Below are 18,080 nucleotides of genomic sequence, written 5' to 3'. Positions count from 1 at the left end.
TGGTCGATGGCGATGCAAGCCGAATTTGAGACGGCACTAGCCGAAGGAGAGGCGCTGCAATTCGCGATCGGCTGTCTGATGGCGGCATGGCGCGAGATGCTGACCGATGAGGAAGGCCGCCTGCTCCTGACCAGCTATGCGCTGGTGCTCTGCCTGATAATTCCGATGGCGGCGCTCCAGGTCGGATGCGCCCTGTTCGGACTTCCCTATCTCTATCCGGGACAGGAGGGGCTTCCCGGCGCGCTGCTGGAAGGCGGGGCGCACGAAAATCTTCTGCGCGGCATCTATCAGGCCGCCATCCTCCCGCTCACGCTGCTCCAGATTCTGATCGGCCTTGGACATCTGCGTATCGCATGGATGATGCTGGAACATGATTGGGCCGGCGTCACCCGCTCCGGGATCAGCACGCTGGCAGCGTCGGTGACGCTCATCCTCTTCATGAGCATACTCTTCATCGACGGGAGCCAGGCGCTGTTGCAAGGCGCCGTGCTCGCCATCGAATTGGCGGCCGTTGCGATCCTGGCGCGCTGGCACGCGCAACTTTCGCCCGGGGCCGGGACCAGGCAGCCCGGATAGCATCCGGCCCCTCAACAGGCTGGCACACCATGTTCGGACCTTCGGGCGCACCGCTCCCGGAGCTTGAGGCCGCGCGCCTGCTAGCGGTGCCGTGAAGCGACACGAAATTCGCTGGACAACCAACAAGGGGGTCTTGCCCCTGAAACCATGGAGAAGGTCATATGCCATATTCGCGCCCGCGTTTCGGAGCCTTGTTCTTTCCCACAGCCGCCGCAGCCCTGCTCATTGGCGGGCAGGCCGTTGCGCAGCCCGGAGCCACGCGCCCGCCCGTGGCCGAAGCGTCATCCTTCCTGGGGGAATGGCAGCTGGATCTGAGCCGGATGCCCGAAAATTATGGTCCGTCTCCAAAGCGCGTGACCTACATCTTCGAAGATGCAGGCTCGGGTCAGTGGCGGACGAAGATCGACATCACGGCGCCGGATGGCAGCGTCAGGCATATGGCGGTCCAATATCGGCGCGACGGCACGATGGCGCCGGGAGAAGGCGATACGGCCGAAGCGGATAGCGCCGCTGTCCATTCGCCGGTGCCCAATGTGCTGGTCATGAGCCTTGCCAAGAACAAGGCTCTGGGATCGGTGCGCGTCTATGTCGTTTCGGCCGATGGCAGGGAGATGACGGAATCCGCCGCGAATGTGAACGCCGCCGGCGAACCGTTTGTCCGCAACTTCCACTTCACGCGCGTGCGCTGAACCTCGAGGCCGATCTTCGGGTGCTCGCCGCGTAACGGAGATTTCGGCTGGCTGGGGCGGCAGGATTCGAACCTGCGCATGGCGGTACCAAAAACCGCTGCCTTACCGCTTGGCTACGCCCCAGCATGGTCGATCGACCGTCGACGCGGACCGCCATATAACGTGTGATCGGCGAAAGGAAAGCCTAGTCATGATAGTTTGATGACGCCAATATGCGTCCTGCCCTTTCGCTGGATCACACACGCCTCATGTCGCTGCCCAACGCGCCCTCCGCCCAGATTTCTCCCGCGTCGCCCCTCTTCCTGCGCGAGGATGAGATCAGGCGCGGGATCGAGATGCTTTATTTCGGCTATTCGGCGCTCACCCGGTCGATCGATGAGGGGCTGGCGGCGCAGGGGCTGGGCCGGGCGCATCACCGGGCGCTCTATTTCATCTCGCGCCAGCCCGATCTGACGGTCAAGGATCTGCTGCGGCTGCTGGCCATCACCAAACAGTCGCTGGGGCGGGTGCTGGGCGACCTCGTCGAGCGCGGCTATATCGAGACGCGGACCGGAACCAGCGACCGGCGACAGAAATTGCTGCGGCTCAGCCCCGCCGGAAAGGCGCTGGAAGCCGAGTTGTTCCGTGCGCTGCGCGAGAAGATGGCGGCGGCTTATGCGCAGGCGGGGCAGGGGTCGGTCACGGGTTTCTGGCGCGTGCTGGAAGGGCTGATCCCGGAGGCGGATCGGTCGATGGTGTTTGGCCTGCGTGGCTGAAAAAGGTTGAGGCTGCGAAACTTTCTGGGGCTTCCTGCGCTTGAACGGCACCATGACAAGGGCAAGAGGAGCCATTTATATGCGTAAATCCCTTCTCGCCGGACTGACCGTTCTGGCGGCCGCCGGCCTGTCGGCTTGCTCCGAAAAGGCGCAGGACAATCTGGCAAATGCCGGTTCGGCGATTGGCAACGACCTGACCAACGCGGTCGACGGCGCCGGTGCGAAGATCGACAATGGGCTGGATGATGCCGGCCGGGCGATCGACAATGGCGCGGAGAGGGTCGGCGCCGCGACCGACAATGCGGCAGCCGCCGCCAAGCGCGAGGCGGGCGAGGCCAAGAAGAATGTCGGCGAATCGCTGGAGAATGCGGGACGCGATCTCAAGCATGATTAAGTCTTGATCCGCTGGGTTCAGGAAGGTCGGGCCAGCGCGCTATCCCGACCTTCCTGAAACGGATGGAAATTGTTTCAGCCCCGTCTGAACACCGGCGCGCGCTTTTCGAAGAAGGCGGCGAAGGCTTCCTGGGCCTCGGGCGAGGCGAGGGTTTCGCGGAACAGCCGGGCTTCCTCCTCGATCCGCGCGGTGAGGGCGGTGGTATCGCCCTTCATCAGGCGGCGGGTGGCGGCCAGTGCCTGGGGCGGCTTGGCCATCAGTGCGGCGGCCTTGGCGCGGGCATGATCGAGCAGGCCCTCGACGGGGACGATCGCGGTGAGAAGACCGGCGCGATCGGCGCTCTGCGCATCCATCGGGTCGCCCAGCAACAGCATCGCCGCCGCCTTGGCATGGCCCAGAGTCGTGGGCGCGAGCAGGCTGGAGCCGGCCTCCGGCACGATGCCGAGATTGACGAAGGGCATGATGAAGCGTGCGTCGGGCGCGGCATAGACCAGGTCGCAGTGGAACAGCATCGTCGTGCCGACGCCCACCGCCAGCCCCTGCACCGCGGCGACGATCGGCTTGTCGAAGGCTGCGATGGCGCGGATGAAGTCGAAAGCGGCGGCGCCGCCCTCCGGCCCGGCCATGAAGTCCTTGAGGTCATTGCCCGCGCAAAAGGCGTCGCCCCGGCCCGCGATCAGCACGGCGCCGATCTCCGGCCGTGCCGACGCATCGGCCAGCGCCGCCGTCATCGCGCGATACATGGCCGCCGTCAGCGCATTCTTCTTGTCGGGACGGTCGATATGGATTTCGATCACGCCGTCTTGGTCGATGATCGCTATATGCTCGCTCACGCTCAGCCTCTCCTTGTCTGCACCCAAGGGGAAATTGTTGGCGCAGCCTTTGCGCGGCGTCTATCCCCTTTCGAACCTGCCGTCCTGACGAAGCCGATGATGAACCGACTGCGCCAAGCCCTCGATCCGTTCCTGCTGCTGCTGATCGCCACCATCGCCCTAGCGTCCCTATTACCGGCGCGGGGGGAGGGCGCGCGGATCGCGAGCCTTGTCGCCGATGCGGGCATCGTGCTGCTTTTTTTTCTGCATGGCGCAAAATTGTCGCGCGAAGCGATCTGGAGCGGGGCGCGGGCGTGGAAACTGCATCTGGCGACGCTGGGGACGACCTTCGTCGCCTTCCCGATTCTCGGCCTCATCGTGGGGCGATTCGGCATCGTACCGGCGGACATGCGGGCGGGGCTGCTGTTCCTGACCCTGCTGCCGTCGACCGTGCAATCCTCCATCGCCTTCACCGCGATCGCACGGGGCAATGTCGCGGCGGCGGTGGTCAGCGCATCCTTTTCCAACCTGCTGGGGATTTTCCTGACGCCGCTGCTGGTCGCGCTGCTGATGCAGAGGGGCGGGAGCGGCAGCCTCATCTCCCTGTCCTCGGTCGAAGGGATCGTGCTGCAATTGCTGCTGCCCTTCATCGTCGGCCATCTGATGCGGCCATGGATCGGCGGCTTCATCGGGCGGCACAAGGCGACGATCGGGCGGGTCGACCGGGGTTCGATATTGCTGGTGGTCTATGCCGCCTTTTCCGCCGCGGTGGTCGAGGGACTGTGGTCCAAAGTGTCGAAGGCGGAATTGCTGGTGCTGGCGGGCCTGTGCATCGGGATGCTGTTCCTGATCCTGCTTTTTACCCTGGCGCTGGGACGGATGCTCGGCCTGTCGCGCGAGGATGCGATCGTGCTGCAATTTTGCGGGTCGAAGAAAAGCCTGGCGTCGGGCGTGCCGATCGCGGGCGTGCTGTTCCCGGCGAGTGCGGTCGGACCGATCCTGCTGCCGATCATGATCTTCCACCAGATCCAGCTCATGGCCTGCGCCTGGCTGGCGCGGCGCTATGGCGCGCAGTCATCGGCCGGGATGGAACCGGCGGCGGCGGAATGAGGCGATGAGCGAACCTAACCTGACCGACATCAACATGGACCGTTTCCTGGCGCAGATCGAGGCGCTGGCCCATGCCGTCGCGGCGTCGGGCTGGCGGCCCGACTGGCTGGTCGGTGTGGGCCGCGGCGGCCTTGCCCCGGCGGCCTGGCTGAGCCATGCCATGGGGCGGCCGATGCTGTCGGTCGACCTGTCGGCGAAGCTGCCGGCGTTCAGCGATGCGCTGCTGGCCGAGCTTGCGGCGCGGGCGGCGGCGGGCGAGCGGATGCTGTTCGTGGACGACATCAACGACAGCGGCGGGACCATCAACCGGTTGCGTGATGCGATGGGCGGACTGGACGCCGCCGTGCTGCGCTTTGCCGTGCTGATGGACAATCTCCGCTCCGCCGCCAGCGTGGAATATCGCGCCGAAACGATCGACCGGGCCGTCACCAAGGACTGGTTCATCTTCCCCTGGGAGAAAGCAGCGAACCGGGCCAGCATCCTGGCCGACTGGGGCGAGGAGCCGGGCCGCACGGCATAAATGGACAGCGACCTGGACAATTAGATCGACTTTTCGTCCGCCCACTATTATACAAACGTAAAATTGAGGGGCGGACATAGAGGGGCGGACAGGGGTGGAGCAGGTGCGATCGGACGGGGAAGACCCCGATGCGGGATGGAGCCTGCCGGCCTGGACCTATGCCGATGCCGAATTTCTCGACGTGGAGGTGGAGCGCATCTTCCGCCCGTCCTGGCAGATCGTCGCCCATGAAAGCGACATAGCCAAGCCCGGCGATTTCCACACGCTCGACTATATCGGCGAAAGTGTGGTGGTCATCCGCGGCGATGACGGGGTGGTGCGCGGTTTCACCAATGTCTGCCGCCATCGCGGCGCGCGGATCGTGGACGGTTCCAGCGGCTGCGCGAAAAAGCTGGTCTGCCCCTATCATGGCTGGACCTATGAGAAGGACGGGCGTCTGACCGGCGTGCCGATGAAGGCCAGCTATGGCGATGCCTTCGCGCTGGCGGATCATGGGCTGAGTCCCGTCGAGGTGGAGACATGGCAGGGCTTCCTGTTCGTGCGGCTGGTCGACGATGGCGGGCCGTCGGTGGCGGAGATGATGGCGCCCTATGTCGATGAGGTCGCGCCCTATCGCTTTGGCGAGGTGCGGGCGCTGGGGCGGGTGACGTTGCGGCCGCGCGCGGTGAACTGGAAGAATATCGGCGACAATTATTCCGACGGGCTGCATATCGCGGTGGCGCATCCGGGGCTGAAAAGGCTGATGGGCGACGGCTATGGCGTCGAAGCCTCGCTCCATGCCGACAAGATGTGGGGACCGATCCTCGACCGGCCGTCCGCCAACCTGTCCGAGCGGGCCTATCAGCATTTCCTGCCGCCTGTGCCGCATCTGCCCGCCGATCGGCAGCGGCTGTGGACCTATTTCAAGCTCTGGCCCAATGTCGCCTTTGATGTCTATCCCGACCAGATCGACTTCATGCAATGGCTGCCGCTGTCGCCGACCCGGACGCTGATCCGGGAGATCAGCTACGCCCTGCCCGACGCCGACAGGCCTGAACGATGGCGGCGGGAGATGAAGGCGGCGCGCTACCTCAACTGGCGGATCAACCGGCAGGTGAATGTCGAGGATACCGAACTGGTCGGGCGGGTGCAGGCGGGCATGGCGTCGGCCAGCTTCACCGTCGGGCCGCTGAGCGAGCAGGAAGTCGCGCTGCGGCATTTTTGCGGACGGGTGCGGCAGGTCATCCCGCAGGCGCGGCTGCATCATGCGCCGGGGGCGGGGTGGTCGTCCAATGAAATAGTTTATCGTCATCCCCGCGCAGGCGGGGATCCATCTCCTAACCTCGGATCTGGGGTTAGGGCCGGAGATGGATTCCCGCCTGCGCGGGAATGACGGGTTTTTGGGGGGCATATTGTGACCAAATCCTACGATGCCGTCATCATCGGGGGCGGGCATAACGGCCTTGTCTGCGCCTTTTACCTGGCGCGGGCGGGATACAGGGTGCGCATCCTGGAGCGGCGCGCCGTCGTGGGCGGGGCGGCGGTGACGGAGGAATTCCATCCGGGCTTCCGCAACTCGACCGCCAGCTACACGGTCAGCCTGCTCAATCCCAAGGTCATTCGTGACATGAAGCTGGCCGCCCATGGCTATCGCGTGATCGAGCGGCCGATCAGCAATTTCCTGCCCCAGCCCGATGGCGGCTATCTGAAGCTGGGCGGCGGGCTGGACAGGACGCAGGCGGAGTTCCGCAAATATAGCGCGAAGGACGCCGAGGCGCTGCCGTCTTATTATGACGCGCTGGAGGTAGTGGCGGACGTGCTGCGCGATCTGGTGCTGAAGGCCCCGCCCAATGTCGGCGACGGCCTGACCATGATCGTCGAGGCGCTGAAGCAGGGGCGGCGGGTCGCGGGGCTGTCCGTTGAGCAGCAGCGCGACGTGCTGGACCTGTTCACCAAATCGGCGCGCAGCTTCCTTGATTCATGGTTCGAAAGCGACGCGGTGAAGGCGGCGTTCGGTTTCGACGCCGTGGTCGGCAATTATGCGTCGCCCGACACGCCGGGTAGCGCCTATGTGCTGCTGCATCATGTCTTCGGCGAGGTGAACGGCAGGAAGGGCGCCTGGGGCCATAGTGTCGGCGGCATGGGTGCGATCACGCAGATCATGGCGCGGGTCGTCGCGGCGATGGGCGTGGAGATCAGCCTGGAAGCGCCGGTCGTGTCGGTGCTGGTCGATGGCGGCCGTGCCGTCGGCGTGACGCTGGAAAGCGGCGAGGACGTGATGGGCCGCACGGTGATCGCCAATGTCGGGCCGAAGCTGCTCTATGAGCGGATGATGGCCCCGGCCGACTTGCCCGCCGATTTCCGCAAACGTATCGGCGCTTTCAAGACGGGGTCGGGGACGTTCCGCATGAATGTGGCGCTGTCGGCGTTGCCCGACTTCACCTGCCTGCCGGGCGTGGGCGAGCATCACCAATCGGGCATCATCATCGCGCCGACGCTGGATTATATGGACCGGGCGTTCATGGACGCGAAGAGCGACGGCTGGTCGCGGCAGCCGATCGTGGAGATGCTGATCCCATCGACCATAGACGCCAGCCTTGCGCCGGAGGGGTGCCATGTGGCCAGCCTCTTCTGCCAGCAATTCGCGCCGCAATTGCCCGACGGACGGAACTGGGACGACGAGCGGGAGGCGGCGGCGGATCACATCATCGCGACGGTCGAGGCCCATGCACCGGGCTTTGCCGGGAGCGTCATCGCGCGCCAGATCCATTCGCCGCTCGACCTGGAACGCAAATTCGGGCTGGTCGGCGGCGACATCATGCACGGCAATCTGACGCTGGACCAGATGTGGGCGGCGCGCCCGGTGCTGGGCCATGGCGCCTATCGCGGGCCGGTGAAGGGCCTCTATATGTGCGGCGCGGGCACGCATCCGGGCGGCGGCGTGACCGGCGCGCCGGGCCATAACGCCGCGCGCGAGGTGCTGAAGGACGGCGCGCTGTGGCGCAGGCGGCGGTAGGGAGGGCGCGCGGATGGGAACGGACCATGCCCAACTCCGTCATCCCGGCGCAGGCCGGGATCCAGAGTGGCTCTATACAACCCTGGATGCTGACTTTCGCCAGCATGATGGGAAGGGGGTGGTTAGGCGACTGACGGCTTTTCATTCTCCCCTCCCCTTCAGGGGAGAGGCTATGAAGGTCCGCTCCTGGTCGTTAGCGACCATTTACCCGCTTCGTCATGCCGGGCTTGCCCCGGCATCGCGCTTCTTCTCCGGGGCAGCCAAGGGTTTGCCTCCCCTATTGCGCGGTCCAGCCGCCGTCGATCGACAGGTTCGCGCCCGTCACCTGCGCCGCGGCGTCGCTGCACAGATAGAGGGCGGTCGCGGCGACCTGTTCGGCGGTGACGAACTGCTTGGTCGGCTGCCCGGCCAGCAGCACATCGTTCATCACCTGCTCGCGGGTCATGTTCCGCGCCTTCATCGTGTCGGGAATCTGGTTTTCCACCAGCGGGGTCCAGACATAGCCCGGCGAGATGCAGTTGGCGGTGATGCCGAAGGTCGCGACTTCCAGCGCCACCGTCTTGGTGAAGCCGTTGAGGCCATGCTTGGCGGTCACATAGGCGCTCTTGAAGGGGGAGGCGACCAGCGAATGGGCCGACGCGGTCTGGATGATCCGCCCCCATTTCTTTTCCTTCATGTGGGGAAGGGCGAGCCGGGTGGTGTGGAAGGCGGCGTTGAGGTTCAGCGCGATGATGAGATCCCATTTGTCGAGCGGGAAATCCTCGACCGGGGCGACATGCTGCATCCCGGCATTGTTGATCAGGATGTCGACGCCGCCGAACGCGGTGGCCGCGTCCTTCATCATCGCCTCGATCTGGTCGACCTTGGTCAGGTCATGGCCCGAATAGAGCGCCTTGGCGCCGCTCAGCGCCTCCAGCCCGACCCGTTCCTTCTCGATCGCGTCCGCGTCGCCGAAGCCGTTGATCACGACATTGGCGCCTTCGCCCGCCAGCGCCTTGGCATAGGCAAGGCCAATGCCCGAGGTCGATCCGGTGATCAGCGCGGTCTTGCCAGCGAGGGACTTGCTCATGCCTTTTTCTCCTTCAGATGGTCGGCTTCGTCTAGGTCGAAGGTTGCGCTCTTGCCGTCGAGGATGTTGCGGGCGATCAGGTCGCCCTTGTGCATCACTTCCTCCACCGCCTCGCGGCCCTGGCTCCAATGGTCGAGCATGGTCGAGCGGGAAAATTCGAAGTCCTTCGCCCCGCTTTCCCAGGCGCGCGATCGATAGATCAGGTGGACGATGTTGACCGATCCCTGGTCCAGGCACTGGCGCAGCGCCTGTGCTTCCGATGCGTCCTGCAATTCGGGCGGCAGCTTGTCGAGCAGCGCCTTGATCGCGCCATGTTCGCGGCGCAGGCGCAGATACTGGTCCGTCACCTGGCGGGTGCGGCTGCTATACTGAATGTCCTTCATCCGCGAATAGACGTCGGTCATCTGGCGCGGCATCGGCCCTTCGGCCGGAAACAGGTCGACCTGGAAGACCAGCATATCCTCGGTCTGATGGGTCAGCACATGGGCGAGCGGCGTGTTGGACACGATGCCCCCGTCCCAATACCAGCGCCCGTCAATCTCGATCGGCGGCAGGCCGGGAGGTAACGCGCCCGACGCCATGATGTGGCGCGCGTCGATCCGCGTGTTGCCGCCGGGGCCGCGCGTGTCCCAATAGGCGAAATTGCCCGTTTCCACGTCGACCGCGCCGACCGAGAGCCGCACCGGCCCGTCGTTCAACAGATCCCAGTCGACACAGGCGTCCAGCGTGTCCTTGAGCGGGGCGCTGTCATAGAAGCTGATCGCGCCCGGCGTTCCTTCGGGCATCAGCGGGGCGGGCCAGAGGCGCGGGCGGAACATGCCCGGCACGCCGAAGGTGGCGACCACGCCCGCCGCGCCCAGATGCGCCGCTTCGCGAATATGGTCGATTTCGGGCAGGATGACATTGGGCATACCGCCCGACACGGTATACCAGAATTTTTTCAGCCGGCTGATGCGGCGATGCGGCAGATTGCCGGCGATGATCGCGGCATTGACCGCCCCGATGGAGATGCCCGCGACCCAGGTGACGTCGATGCCCAGCTCGTCCAGATGCTCATAGACGCCCGACTGGAAGGAGCCGAGCGCGCCGCCGCCTTGCAGCAGCAGGGCGATTTCACGGGGAAGGGCGAGCGGCGTCCTTGCGCGGCGCAGGGGTTTCGCATCGTGTGGCGCGCGGGAGCGCGTGGGTTCGATATCTGCCATGTCGCGGTGCAATATAGTCTTTGCGGCGGGCATTCCAACTTAATGTCTCGTAACAAATCACGATCCGTCGCAACCATGATGTGCGCGGACGGTTTCCCGTTCCGATTGAATCGCGTAGGCAATGAAACGAAAAGCAAAGGGAGGGCGCGATGCGGCTCGACGACGAACAGGAAAGCAGCCATTACGAGGTGCAGGAAGGGCGTGGCGGCGGTTTCGGCGGCGGCGGGCTGGGCGGCGGCCTTGGCATGTTGCTGCCCCTGATCGGCAGCCGCTTCGGTTGTGGCGGCATCGTCGTCGTCCTCATCATCATGGTCGTCATGGGCATGAACCCGCTCAGCCTGATCGGCGGCGGCGGGCAGCAGGCGCCGGTGCAGAACGAGCGGCCGTCCGCCAATGAACTGACCGACGTGCAGCGCGTGTCGCTCAAGGTGCTGGGATCGACCGAGCGACGCTGGACCGACATCTTCAAGGCCGAAGGCCAGCAATATCCGCCGCCAACGCTCGTCTTCTACAGCCAGAACGGTCAATCCGGCTGCGGCGCGGCGCAATCGGCCATGGGGCCTTTCTACTGCCCGGCCGACCAGCGCATCTATCTCGACACCGATTTCTTCCGCGAGATGGAAAGCCGCTTCAACGCGCCGGGCGACTTCCCGATCGGCTATATCATCGCGCATGAGGTCGGCCATCATATCCAGACCATCACCGGCGAGGCGGATCGTATCCGCAAGGCGCAGCAGCGCGCGTCGGAGGCGGAGGGCAACGCGCTTCAGGTGAAGATGGAGTTGCAAGCCGATTGCTATGCCGGGGTCTGGGCGGCGCGCGACACCAATCTGATGGAGCCGGGCGACCTGGAGGAAGGGATGCGCGCGGCCGAAGCGATCGGCGACGATACGCTCCAGAAGGCGGCGGGCCGCCGGCCGGTGCCGGAAAGCTTCACCCATGGCACCAGCGCCGAACGGATGGAGTGGCTGCGCAAGGGTCTGTCGACCGGCAATCCCGCCCAGTGCGATACGTTCAACGGCGCGATCTGACCGTCATTTCTCCGCGTTCGGCGATCCGGGCGGCGCGGTATCGGGGTCGTAGCCTGACCCGGCGTCGGGGACGGGGGGCGCTTCCGGGAGCCCCTGTCCGGGCGTCATCATGGGCCTGCCCGCGTCGCTGATGGCCGATGGGTTCGGCGGGGCGACGGGCGGCGCGACCGGCACGGGGACGGGCGGCGGCGGGACGGACGGCGGCGCTTCCGTGGCAGGCTCCGGCCGATCGACGGGCGCGGGCGGCTTGGGCAGGAAGGTCTGGACGGCAAGCACAAGCAGTGGCGCCGCGATCAGCGTGGCGATGGCGAAGGTGCGATAAAGCATCGGACGGCGGGCTTTCCTGCTGCTGGTCTGGCGTGACTCCTCGCAGAAACTGGTAAAGAAAGCCCTTCCCGCTCCAGCGCCTGTTCCGATTGGATTGAACCGGAACAGGATCTATTTTCTTTTGTTTTCCGCGATTTAGCTACGCTGACCTTCGGCTCCGAGTCGTCAGATGTTCCATCCGACTTGAAATCGCTTTAGCAGCGATCCAGCTTCATCAGCAGCGCCATCATGTCGTCGGGGATTGAATCCCGCCGCGGCGCATAGGTGGCGCGCAGCGCATTGCCGACCCCTTCATAAGGCGTGGGCAGACCGACGGTGACGATGCGCGTGCGATCGCCATTCCGTCCTGCGGCCGACCGGCCAAAGAGTTTGCGCTGCATTTCCATATCTTGCCTAACGGTCATGTGGCTCAAAAGTTTCTGGCGTTCGTCGCATCCCCGCGCGATAGGCCGCGGGACAAGGAGAGACGATGGTGAGCAACTGGCAGGAAACCGAGGCGCGCATCCGGGCGCATTCGCCCTTTCTGGCGCGCGCGCTGGACCGTTTCCCGACCGTGACCGAACGGCTGGCGGCCAGCGATTTCGACGCGGCGCTGGCGGCGGCGCAGGCGGCCGGCAGCCCGGACGACGGCGTCGCCCGGTCGCTGCGGCGGCGGCGCGGGGCGATCGCGCTGGCGGTGGCGGCGGCCGATCTGGCCGGGGCCTGGGACATGGATCGCGTCACCCGCACCCTGTCCGACTTCGCCGACCAGGCGCTGGAGGAGGCGCTGGCGGCGGCGATGCAGGAACGCTATCCCGACGCCGCGCATGGCGGCTTCGTCGTGCTGGCGCTGGGCAAGCATGGCAGCCGCGAACTCAATTATTCGTCGGATATCGACCCGATCCTGCTCTACGATCCCAAGACCCTGCCCCATGGCGAGCGGGAGGATGTCGCCGACGCCGCCGTGCGCATCGGTCGGCGGATGAGCGAATTGCTGACCGCGCGCGACGGCGACGGCTATGTCTTCCGCGTCGACCTGCGCCTGCGCCCCTCGCCCGAAGCCACCCCCATAGCCCTGCCGGTGGAGGCGGCAATCGGCTATTATGAATCCACCGCTCTGGGCTGGGAGCAGGCCGCCTTCATCCGCGCGCGCCCGGCGGCGGGGGATTTGGGCCTGGGCGACTATTTCCTGCGCCAGATCCGCCCCTTCGTCTGGCGGCGCAGCCTGGATTTCGGGGCGATCGACGCCATCGTCGACATCAGCCGCCGCATCCGCGACCATTATGCGCAGGGCCAGGCCTTCGGTCCCGGCTATGACCTGAAGCGCGGGCGCGGCGGCATCCGCGAGGTCGAGTTTTTCGCGCAGGTGCATCAACTGATTCATGGCGGCCGCAATGCCTCGCTCCGGTCGGGCAATACGCGCGAGGCGTTGCGCGCGCTCGCCGCCGCCAATGTCATCGAACCCGATGTCGCCGCGCGGCTGGACGCGGCCTATATCCTCTTTCGCACCATCGAGCATCGGCTCCAGATGGTCGAGGATCGCCAGACCCACGAACTGCCCAAGTCGACCGACAGCCTCGACAATGTCGCGCGGCTCCACGGTTTGCCCGACGGCGCGGCCTTGCTCGATCTGCTGCGCCCGGAGGTCGACTGGGTCGGCCGCAACTATGACCGCCTCTCCCCGGAAAAGGCGGACGCTTCCCTCTCGCATGACGAGGACCGGCTGAAGGAGCAGCTTGTCGAGCTGGGCTTTGCCGATCCCGACACGCCGCTCGCGCGCATCGTCCGCTGGCGCGGCGGCACCATCCGGGCGCTGCGCAGCGCGCCCTCGCGCGAGGCGCTGGAGGAATTGCTGCCCGGCCTGATGCGCACGCTGGCCAGGGCGCCCGATCCGTCGCGCGCTCTCAACCGCCTCGACGACATGATCGCCCGCCTGCCGAGCGCGATCAATTTCTTCAAGCTGCTCGCCGCCCGCCCGGCCTTGGTCGAACTGCTGGCGGAGATATTGAGCCATGCCCCGACGCTCGCCGATGCGCTGGGGCGGCGGGCGGAACTGCTCGACGGCCTGATCGACGCCTCCGCCTTCGACCCGCCGCCGCCGGTGGAGCCGCTGGCGCGGCAGCTTGGCGCGCTGGAGCCGGGCGAGGATTATCAGGCGCTGCTCGATCGCGTGCGTCAGCGCGTGGGCGACCGCCGCTTCGCGATCGGCGCGCAGATCATCCGCGGCGGCGATCCGCTGGAGGCAGGGCGGGGCTATGGCCGCGTCGCGGAAGCTGCGATCGAGGCGCTGGCCAGCGCCACCGTCACCGAGTTTGATGTCGCCCATGGCAAGGTGCCGGGCGGGGAACTGCTGATCCTGGCGCTCGGCCGCATGGGTGGCGGCATTCTGACCCATGCCTCCGACCTCGATCTCGTCTATCTCTTCACCGGCGATTTCGCGACCGAATCCGATGGCCCGAAACCGCTGGGCGCCACCCAATATTTCAACCGCCTCGGCCAGCGCATCACCAATGCGCTCTCTGTCCATACCGCCTCCGGCCCGCTCTACGAAGTCGACACCCGCCTGCGCCCCTCCGGCGCGCAGGGGCTGCTCGCGGTCAGCCTCGACAGTTTCGCCCGCTACCAGCGCGAGGAGGCCTGGACCTGGGAGCATCTGGCGCTGACCCGCGCCCGCCCGGTCTTCGGATCGGCGCCGGCGCGCGCCGCGATCGACGCAGTGCTCGCCGAAACGCTGCGGCGGCCGCGCGATTTCGGCGCGCTGGCGCGGCAGGCGGTCAAGATGCGCGGCGACATCGCGAAGCATAAGCCGCCCGCCAGCGACCTCGACGTCAAGCTGGTGCCGGGCGGCCTGGTCGACCTGGAGTTCCTGATCCACGTCACCCAGTTCCGCCATGGCATGGCGTTCGACCCCGATCTGGGCGAGGCGCTGGCCGAGCTGGTCGCGGCCGGCCATCTGCCCGCCGAGCTGATCGCCGCGCAGGACCTCATCACCCGCTATCTGGTCGTCTCGCGCCTCGTCTCCCCCAAATCGACCGAACCGCCCGAGGCGACCCGTCCGCTGGTCGCCCGCGCCTGCGGGGCGCAGGATTGGGACGGGCTGCTTGCCAGCTACGCCAAGGCGCGGATATGCGTGGGCGAAGCCTGGGCCGCGCTCGCCGCGCCCTATCAGGAGGAAAGATGATGCTGGAACAGGGGGACGCCATCCCGGCGGTGGCGCTCAAGGATAGCGACGGCACGGACTTCACGCTGGAAGCCTATCGCGGCAAGCCGCTGGTCGTCTATTTCTATCCCAAGGCGGATACGCCCGGCTGCACCAACGAGGCGAAGGATTTCACCGCGCTGGCCGACGCCTATGCCGCCGCCGGGGTGCCGGTCATCGGCATATCGAAGGACAAGCCGGCCAAACTCAGGAAGTTCGCGGAAAAATACGGCCTGTCCGTGATCCTCGCCTCCGACGAGCCGGGCGCGGCCTGCGAAGCGTTCGGCACCTGGGTCGAAAAATCGCTCTATGGCCGCAAATATATGGGGATAGAGCGGGCGACCTTCCTGGTCGGCGGGGATGGAACGATCCTGCGCGTCTGGCCCAAGGTCAAGGTGAAGGGCCACGCCGCCGAGGTGCTGGAGGCGGTGCAAGCGCTTTGACCCTGCCGGTTTCGATCAGATCCGTGGGCGCAGCCTGCGCCCATGTGCTGCTGACGCCTGATCCCCATGCCAAGCTGATGGCGGCCCGCGCGGTGGCGCGGGGCTGGCGGATGGGGCGTCTGGCGCACCGCTTCGACGCCGCGATGCCGGACCGGCCCGCGCGTCCCGCCGCGCCCGAACTGCTGCCGCCGAACAGGATGCCCAAGCGCGGCAAGATCGGATCGGACCGGTCGCGCATCGCCATGCTCCATGCGCTCGCCCATATCGAATTTGTCGCGATCGACCTCGCCTTCGACCTGATCGGCCGCTTCGGCGGCGCGTTCCCGACGGCGTTCACCGACCAGTGGATGCAGGTGGGGGCGGAGGAGGCGATGCATTTCGCGCTGCTCGACCGGCGGCTGCGCCAGGGCGGCAGCCATTATGGCGCTTTGCCCGCCCATGACGGGCTGTGGCAGGCGGCGGAGGAGACGGCGGGCGACGCGCTCGCCCGGCTCGCCATCGTGCCGATGGTGCTGGAGGCGCGCGCGCTCGACATCACCCCGGCGACGGTGGAACGGTTCGAAGGGGTGGGCGATATGACGTCCGGCCGGATGCTGCGGCGGATCATGGCGGACGAGATTCGTCATGTTTCGGCGGGGACAAAATGGTTCGCCTGGGCGACGAATGGCCTGGGCGTGGACCCCGCCAATCATTACCAAATGCTTGTGAAACAGTATTTTCGTGGCGGTGTTAAGCCGCCGTTCAACGACTCGGCGCGTCGGCAGGCCGGTTTGACCGAAGAATTTTACGCGCCGCTTGCAACCTGATCCGGGATGCGCACTGTGCACATCAGCGGGGGCGATTTTAGGTCGCCAAATATAAAACACGGGAAGCACCGAAAGGCACAGGCCTCCGGTGGTCAAGTCGGGGTTTGCATGTCGGTTCTTCACACGATCAATGCGCGTGGATCGCAAAAGTTCCAGTCCGCGCCGAAATTTCTGAAAATTTTTGGAGCCATCGGCATCGCTGGCGCGCTCTGCGCCGCCGCCCCGGTCCAGGCTTCGACGGACGATGACGATCCCTATGGCGACGTGCCCGCGACCGCGGCCCAGGCCGCCAAGACCGATCTCGCTTTCTCCGACCTGTTCGCCAGCCTCCAGCGCCTCGACGGCACGCCCAAGGCGTCGGCCTATATCCCGTCCGGCCGCCCCGTGGCCAAGCTCTCGCTGACCTCCAATTTCGGCGTCCGTTCCGACCCGTTCAACGGCGGCGCGCGGATGCATAAGGGCATCGACATTCCCGGCCCGATCGGCACCCCCATCTACGCGACGGCCGACGGCGTCGTCAGCCGCGCCGGTTGGGCCAGCGGCTATGGCAATCTGGTCCAGATCACCCATGGCGGCGGCATGGAAACCCGCTATGGCCATATGTCGAAGCTGCTCGTCGCCGCCAACTCCTATGTGAAGCGCGGCCAGCTGATCGGCCTGATGGGCTCGACCGGTCGTTCGACCGGCAGCCATCTTCATTATGAAGTCCGCGTCGACGGCGCGGCGATCAACCCCATCCCCTTCGTCGCCGGTCCCGACTATCTGGTGGCGATGAACAGCAAGCCGCCGGTCGCCATGGGCGGCCCGACCAAGGCGCAGGAAAAGGCCGCCGACTGATCGCTGGCATATAATCATTCGATCGTCATTGCGAGCGCAGCGAAGCAATCCATGGCATCGCTGCGCTCGCAATCATGTTCAAGGCAGCGGCTTGTCGGGCTGCGCTGGAAATCCTATCTAACGGACATCATGGCCGACATCGACCTCACCCCTTCCGCCGCCGCGCGCGTCGCGGCCATCGCCGCCAAGCAGGGCAAGCCCGCCATCCTCCGCCTGTCGGTGGAAGGGGGCGGCTGTTCGGGCTTCCAATATCGCTTTGGCCTCGCCGATGCGATCGAGGCGGAGGATCTGTCGGTCGAGCGCGACGGCGTGACGCTGGTGGTGGACGATGTCAGCATCGACCTGGTGCGCGGCTCTGCCGTGGATTTCGTGTCGGATCTGGGCGGGCAGGCGTTCAAGGTGACGAACCCCAACGCCACCGCCGGCTGCGGTTGCGGCACGAGTTTTTCGGTATAAATCCTTCCCGTTCGGGCTGAGCTTGTCGAAGCCCCTTTCTTTCTTCAAGAGGGCTGCATCCCAATCGAAGAGAGATCCTCCATGCGCATCGCCACCTTCAACATCAACGGCATCAAGGCGCGCCTGCCGCGCTTGCTGGAATGGCTGGACGAAACGCGCCCCGACATCGCCTGCCTTCAGGAAATCAAGACCAGCGACGACACCTTCCCGGTCAAGGATATCGAGGCGGCCGGCTATGGCGTGATCTGGCACGGGCAGAAGGGGTTCAACGGCGTGGCCATTCTCGCGCGCGGCGAAAGTCCGGTCGAAGTGCGGCGCGGGCTGGAGGGCGAGGTCGAGGACGAGCATAGCCGCTATCTGGAGGCCGATGTGAAGGGCGTGCGCGTCGCCAGCATCTACCTGCCCAACGGCAATCCGCAACCCGGCCCGAAATTCGATTACAAGCTGCGCTGGATGAAGCGTCTTCGTGCCCGCGCCGCCGAAATCTGGGCGGAAGAAGTTCCCGCGATCCTGGCCGGCGACTATAATGTCATCCCGCGCGACGTGGACGTCTATTCGGTCAAGGCGATGGCCGACGACGCGCTGATGCAGCCCGAAAGCCGCGCCGCCTATCGCCGCTTGCTGGGTGACGGCTGGACCGACGCGATCCTCAGCCGCCATCCGGCGGGGGGCGTCTGGACCTTCTGGGACTATCAGATGAACGCCTGGCCGCGCGACGCGGGCTTCCGCATCGACCATCTGCTGCTCAGCCCGGCCGCCGCCGACCGGCTGATCGACGCGCAGGTCGACAAGGCGTTTCGCGGCCGGGAAAAGGCGAGCGACCATGCGCCGACCTGGGTGGAGCTGCGCCCGGCCTAATTTTATCCGGGCAATATTGACT

The 18,080-nt window shown here is 66.0% G+C and carries 20 protein-coding genes and 1 tRNA gene; 15 read left to right on the top strand and 6 right to left on the bottom strand.

The annotated features are described in order from the left end of the window. Positions 1–6 precede the first annotated feature (6 nt). A complete protein-coding gene (locus AC58EF_RS02740; RefSeq protein WP_497274302.1) occupies positions 7–576 on the top strand; it encodes a hypothetical protein in 570 nt (189 codons plus the stop codon). Between the two features lie 161 nt (positions 577–737). Further along, positions 738–1,265, top strand: a complete 528-nt coding sequence (locus tag AC58EF_RS02735; RefSeq protein ID WP_497274300.1) for a hypothetical protein — start codon at positions 738–740, stop codon at positions 1,263–1,265. Positions 1,266–1,313: 48 nt separating this feature from the next. Here the strand turns inward: AC58EF_RS02735 and AC58EF_RS02730 are convergent. Beyond that, a tRNA-Gln gene (locus tag AC58EF_RS02730) sits at positions 1,314–1,388 on the bottom strand. A gap of 125 nt (positions 1,389–1,513) precedes the next feature. Between AC58EF_RS02730 and AC58EF_RS02725 the strand changes: the two genes are divergently transcribed. After that, positions 1,514–2,020, top strand: coding sequence for a MarR family winged helix-turn-helix transcriptional regulator (locus AC58EF_RS02725; protein WP_497274953.1), 507 nt, complete (start codon positions 1,514–1,516; stop codon positions 2,018–2,020). A 79-nt stretch (positions 2,021–2,099) separates the two neighbouring features. Further along, positions 2,100–2,414, top strand: a complete 315-nt coding sequence (locus AC58EF_RS02720; protein WP_497274299.1) for a hypothetical protein — start codon at positions 2,100–2,102, stop codon at positions 2,412–2,414. Positions 2,415–2,488: 74 nt separating this feature from the next. On the opposite strand, the gene AC58EF_RS02715 is transcribed toward AC58EF_RS02720, so the two are convergent. Further along, complete coding sequence (locus AC58EF_RS02715) at positions 2,489–3,247, bottom strand: enoyl-CoA hydratase (RefSeq protein ID WP_497274297.1); 759 nt, start codon at positions 3,245–3,247, stop codon at positions 2,489–2,491. Between the two features lie 99 nt (positions 3,248–3,346). Here AC58EF_RS02715 and AC58EF_RS02710 point away from each other — a divergent pair, with 99 nt between their 5' ends. From AC58EF_RS02710 to AC58EF_RS02695, 4 genes are all read left to right on the top strand, one after another. Next, on the top strand, positions 3,347–4,336 hold the full coding sequence (locus AC58EF_RS02710) for a bile acid:sodium symporter family protein (protein ID WP_497274295.1): 990 nt from the start codon (positions 3,347–3,349) through the stop codon (positions 4,334–4,336). Between the two features lie 4 nt (positions 4,337–4,340). Then, the gene (locus AC58EF_RS02705; RefSeq protein ID WP_497274293.1) at positions 4,341–4,856 is read left to right on the top strand and encodes a phosphoribosyltransferase; all 516 of its coding nucleotides are present in this window, start codon (positions 4,341–4,343) and stop codon (positions 4,854–4,856) included. Positions 4,857–4,950: 94 nt separating this feature from the next. Continuing rightward, complete coding sequence (locus AC58EF_RS02700) at positions 4,951–6,228, top strand: aromatic ring-hydroxylating oxygenase subunit alpha (protein WP_497274291.1); 1,278 nt, start codon at positions 4,951–4,953, stop codon at positions 6,226–6,228. Positions 6,229–6,249: 21 nt separating this feature from the next. Continuing rightward, complete coding sequence (locus AC58EF_RS02695; protein WP_497274289.1) at positions 6,250–7,851, top strand: phytoene desaturase family protein; 1,602 nt, start codon at positions 6,250–6,252, stop codon at positions 7,849–7,851. A gap of 277 nt (positions 7,852–8,128) precedes the next feature. Here AC58EF_RS02695 and AC58EF_RS02690 read toward each other — a convergent pair whose 3' ends face one another. Together AC58EF_RS02690 and AC58EF_RS02685 are read right to left on the bottom strand one after the other, a co-directional pair. After that, positions 8,129–8,920 carry a 3-hydroxybutyrate dehydrogenase gene (locus tag AC58EF_RS02690; protein ID WP_497274287.1) on the bottom strand — a complete coding sequence of 264 codons (792 nt, stop codon included), beginning with the start codon at positions 8,918–8,920 and terminating at the stop codon, positions 8,129–8,131. Further along, positions 8,917–10,122: a DUF3734 domain-containing protein gene (locus AC58EF_RS02685; RefSeq protein WP_497274285.1), complete on the bottom strand. Its 1,206-nt coding sequence runs from the start codon at positions 10,120–10,122 to the stop codon at positions 8,917–8,919. Before AC58EF_RS02685 ends, AC58EF_RS02690 begins: the two co-directional genes overlap by 4 nt. Before the next feature lie 149 nt (positions 10,123–10,271). On the opposite strand from AC58EF_RS02685, the gene ypfJ reads away from it, so the two are divergent. Continuing rightward, entirely contained in the window at positions 10,272–11,153 is an 882-nt protein-coding gene (gene ypfJ, locus AC58EF_RS02680) for a KPN_02809 family neutral zinc metallopeptidase (protein WP_497274283.1), read from the top strand. 3 nt (positions 11,154–11,156) lie between these two features. Here the strand turns inward: ypfJ and AC58EF_RS02675 are convergent, their stop codons facing one another. Beyond that, complete coding sequence (locus AC58EF_RS02675; protein ID WP_497274282.1) at positions 11,157–11,480, bottom strand: hypothetical protein; 324 nt, start codon at positions 11,478–11,480, stop codon at positions 11,157–11,159. Between the two features lie 194 nt (positions 11,481–11,674). Further along, a complete protein-coding gene (locus tag AC58EF_RS02670) occupies positions 11,675–11,860 on the bottom strand; it encodes a hypothetical protein (RefSeq protein WP_497274280.1) in 186 nt (61 codons plus the stop codon). A gap of 89 nt (positions 11,861–11,949) precedes the next feature. Between AC58EF_RS02670 and AC58EF_RS02665 the strand changes: the two genes are divergently transcribed. The 6 genes from AC58EF_RS02665 (at position 11,950) to xth (ending at position 18,058) form a co-directional block, all read left to right on the top strand. Further along, positions 11,950–14,640 carry a bifunctional [glutamine synthetase] adenylyltransferase/[glutamine synthetase]-adenylyl-L-tyrosine phosphorylase gene (locus AC58EF_RS02665; RefSeq protein ID WP_497274278.1) on the top strand — a complete coding sequence of 897 codons (2,691 nt, stop codon included), beginning with the start codon at positions 11,950–11,952 and terminating at the stop codon, positions 14,638–14,640. Continuing rightward, complete coding sequence (gene bcp, locus AC58EF_RS02660; protein ID WP_497274951.1) at positions 14,640–15,101, top strand: thioredoxin-dependent thiol peroxidase; 462 nt, start codon at positions 14,640–14,642, stop codon at positions 15,099–15,101. Before AC58EF_RS02665 ends, bcp begins: the two co-directional genes overlap by 1 nt. After that, positions 15,098–15,907, top strand: a complete 810-nt coding sequence (locus AC58EF_RS02655; RefSeq protein WP_497274276.1) for a ferritin-like domain-containing protein — start codon at positions 15,098–15,100, stop codon at positions 15,905–15,907. The genes bcp and AC58EF_RS02655 overlap by 4 nt, the downstream gene beginning before the upstream one ends. 108 nt (positions 15,908–16,015) lie before the next feature. Next, positions 16,016–16,744 carry a M23 family metallopeptidase gene (locus AC58EF_RS02650; protein WP_497274275.1) on the top strand — a complete coding sequence of 243 codons (729 nt, stop codon included), beginning with the start codon at positions 16,016–16,018 and terminating at the stop codon, positions 16,742–16,744. Between the two features lie 129 nt (positions 16,745–16,873). Then, positions 16,874–17,200 (top strand): HesB/IscA family protein, encoded by a 327-nt coding sequence (locus AC58EF_RS02645; RefSeq protein WP_497274273.1) that lies wholly within the window; start codon positions 16,874–16,876, stop codon positions 17,198–17,200. 81 nt (positions 17,201–17,281) lie between these two features. Beyond that, positions 17,282–18,058, top strand: a complete 777-nt coding sequence (gene xth, locus AC58EF_RS02640; protein WP_497274271.1) for an exodeoxyribonuclease III — start codon at positions 17,282–17,284, stop codon at positions 18,056–18,058. The last annotated feature ends 22 nt before the right edge of the window (positions 18,059–18,080 follow it).

Source organism: Sphingobium sp. WR1, from assembly GCF_059693745.1.
Note: the sequence above shows the minus strand (reverse complement) of the source record. Positions and strands in the feature narration are given on the sequence as shown.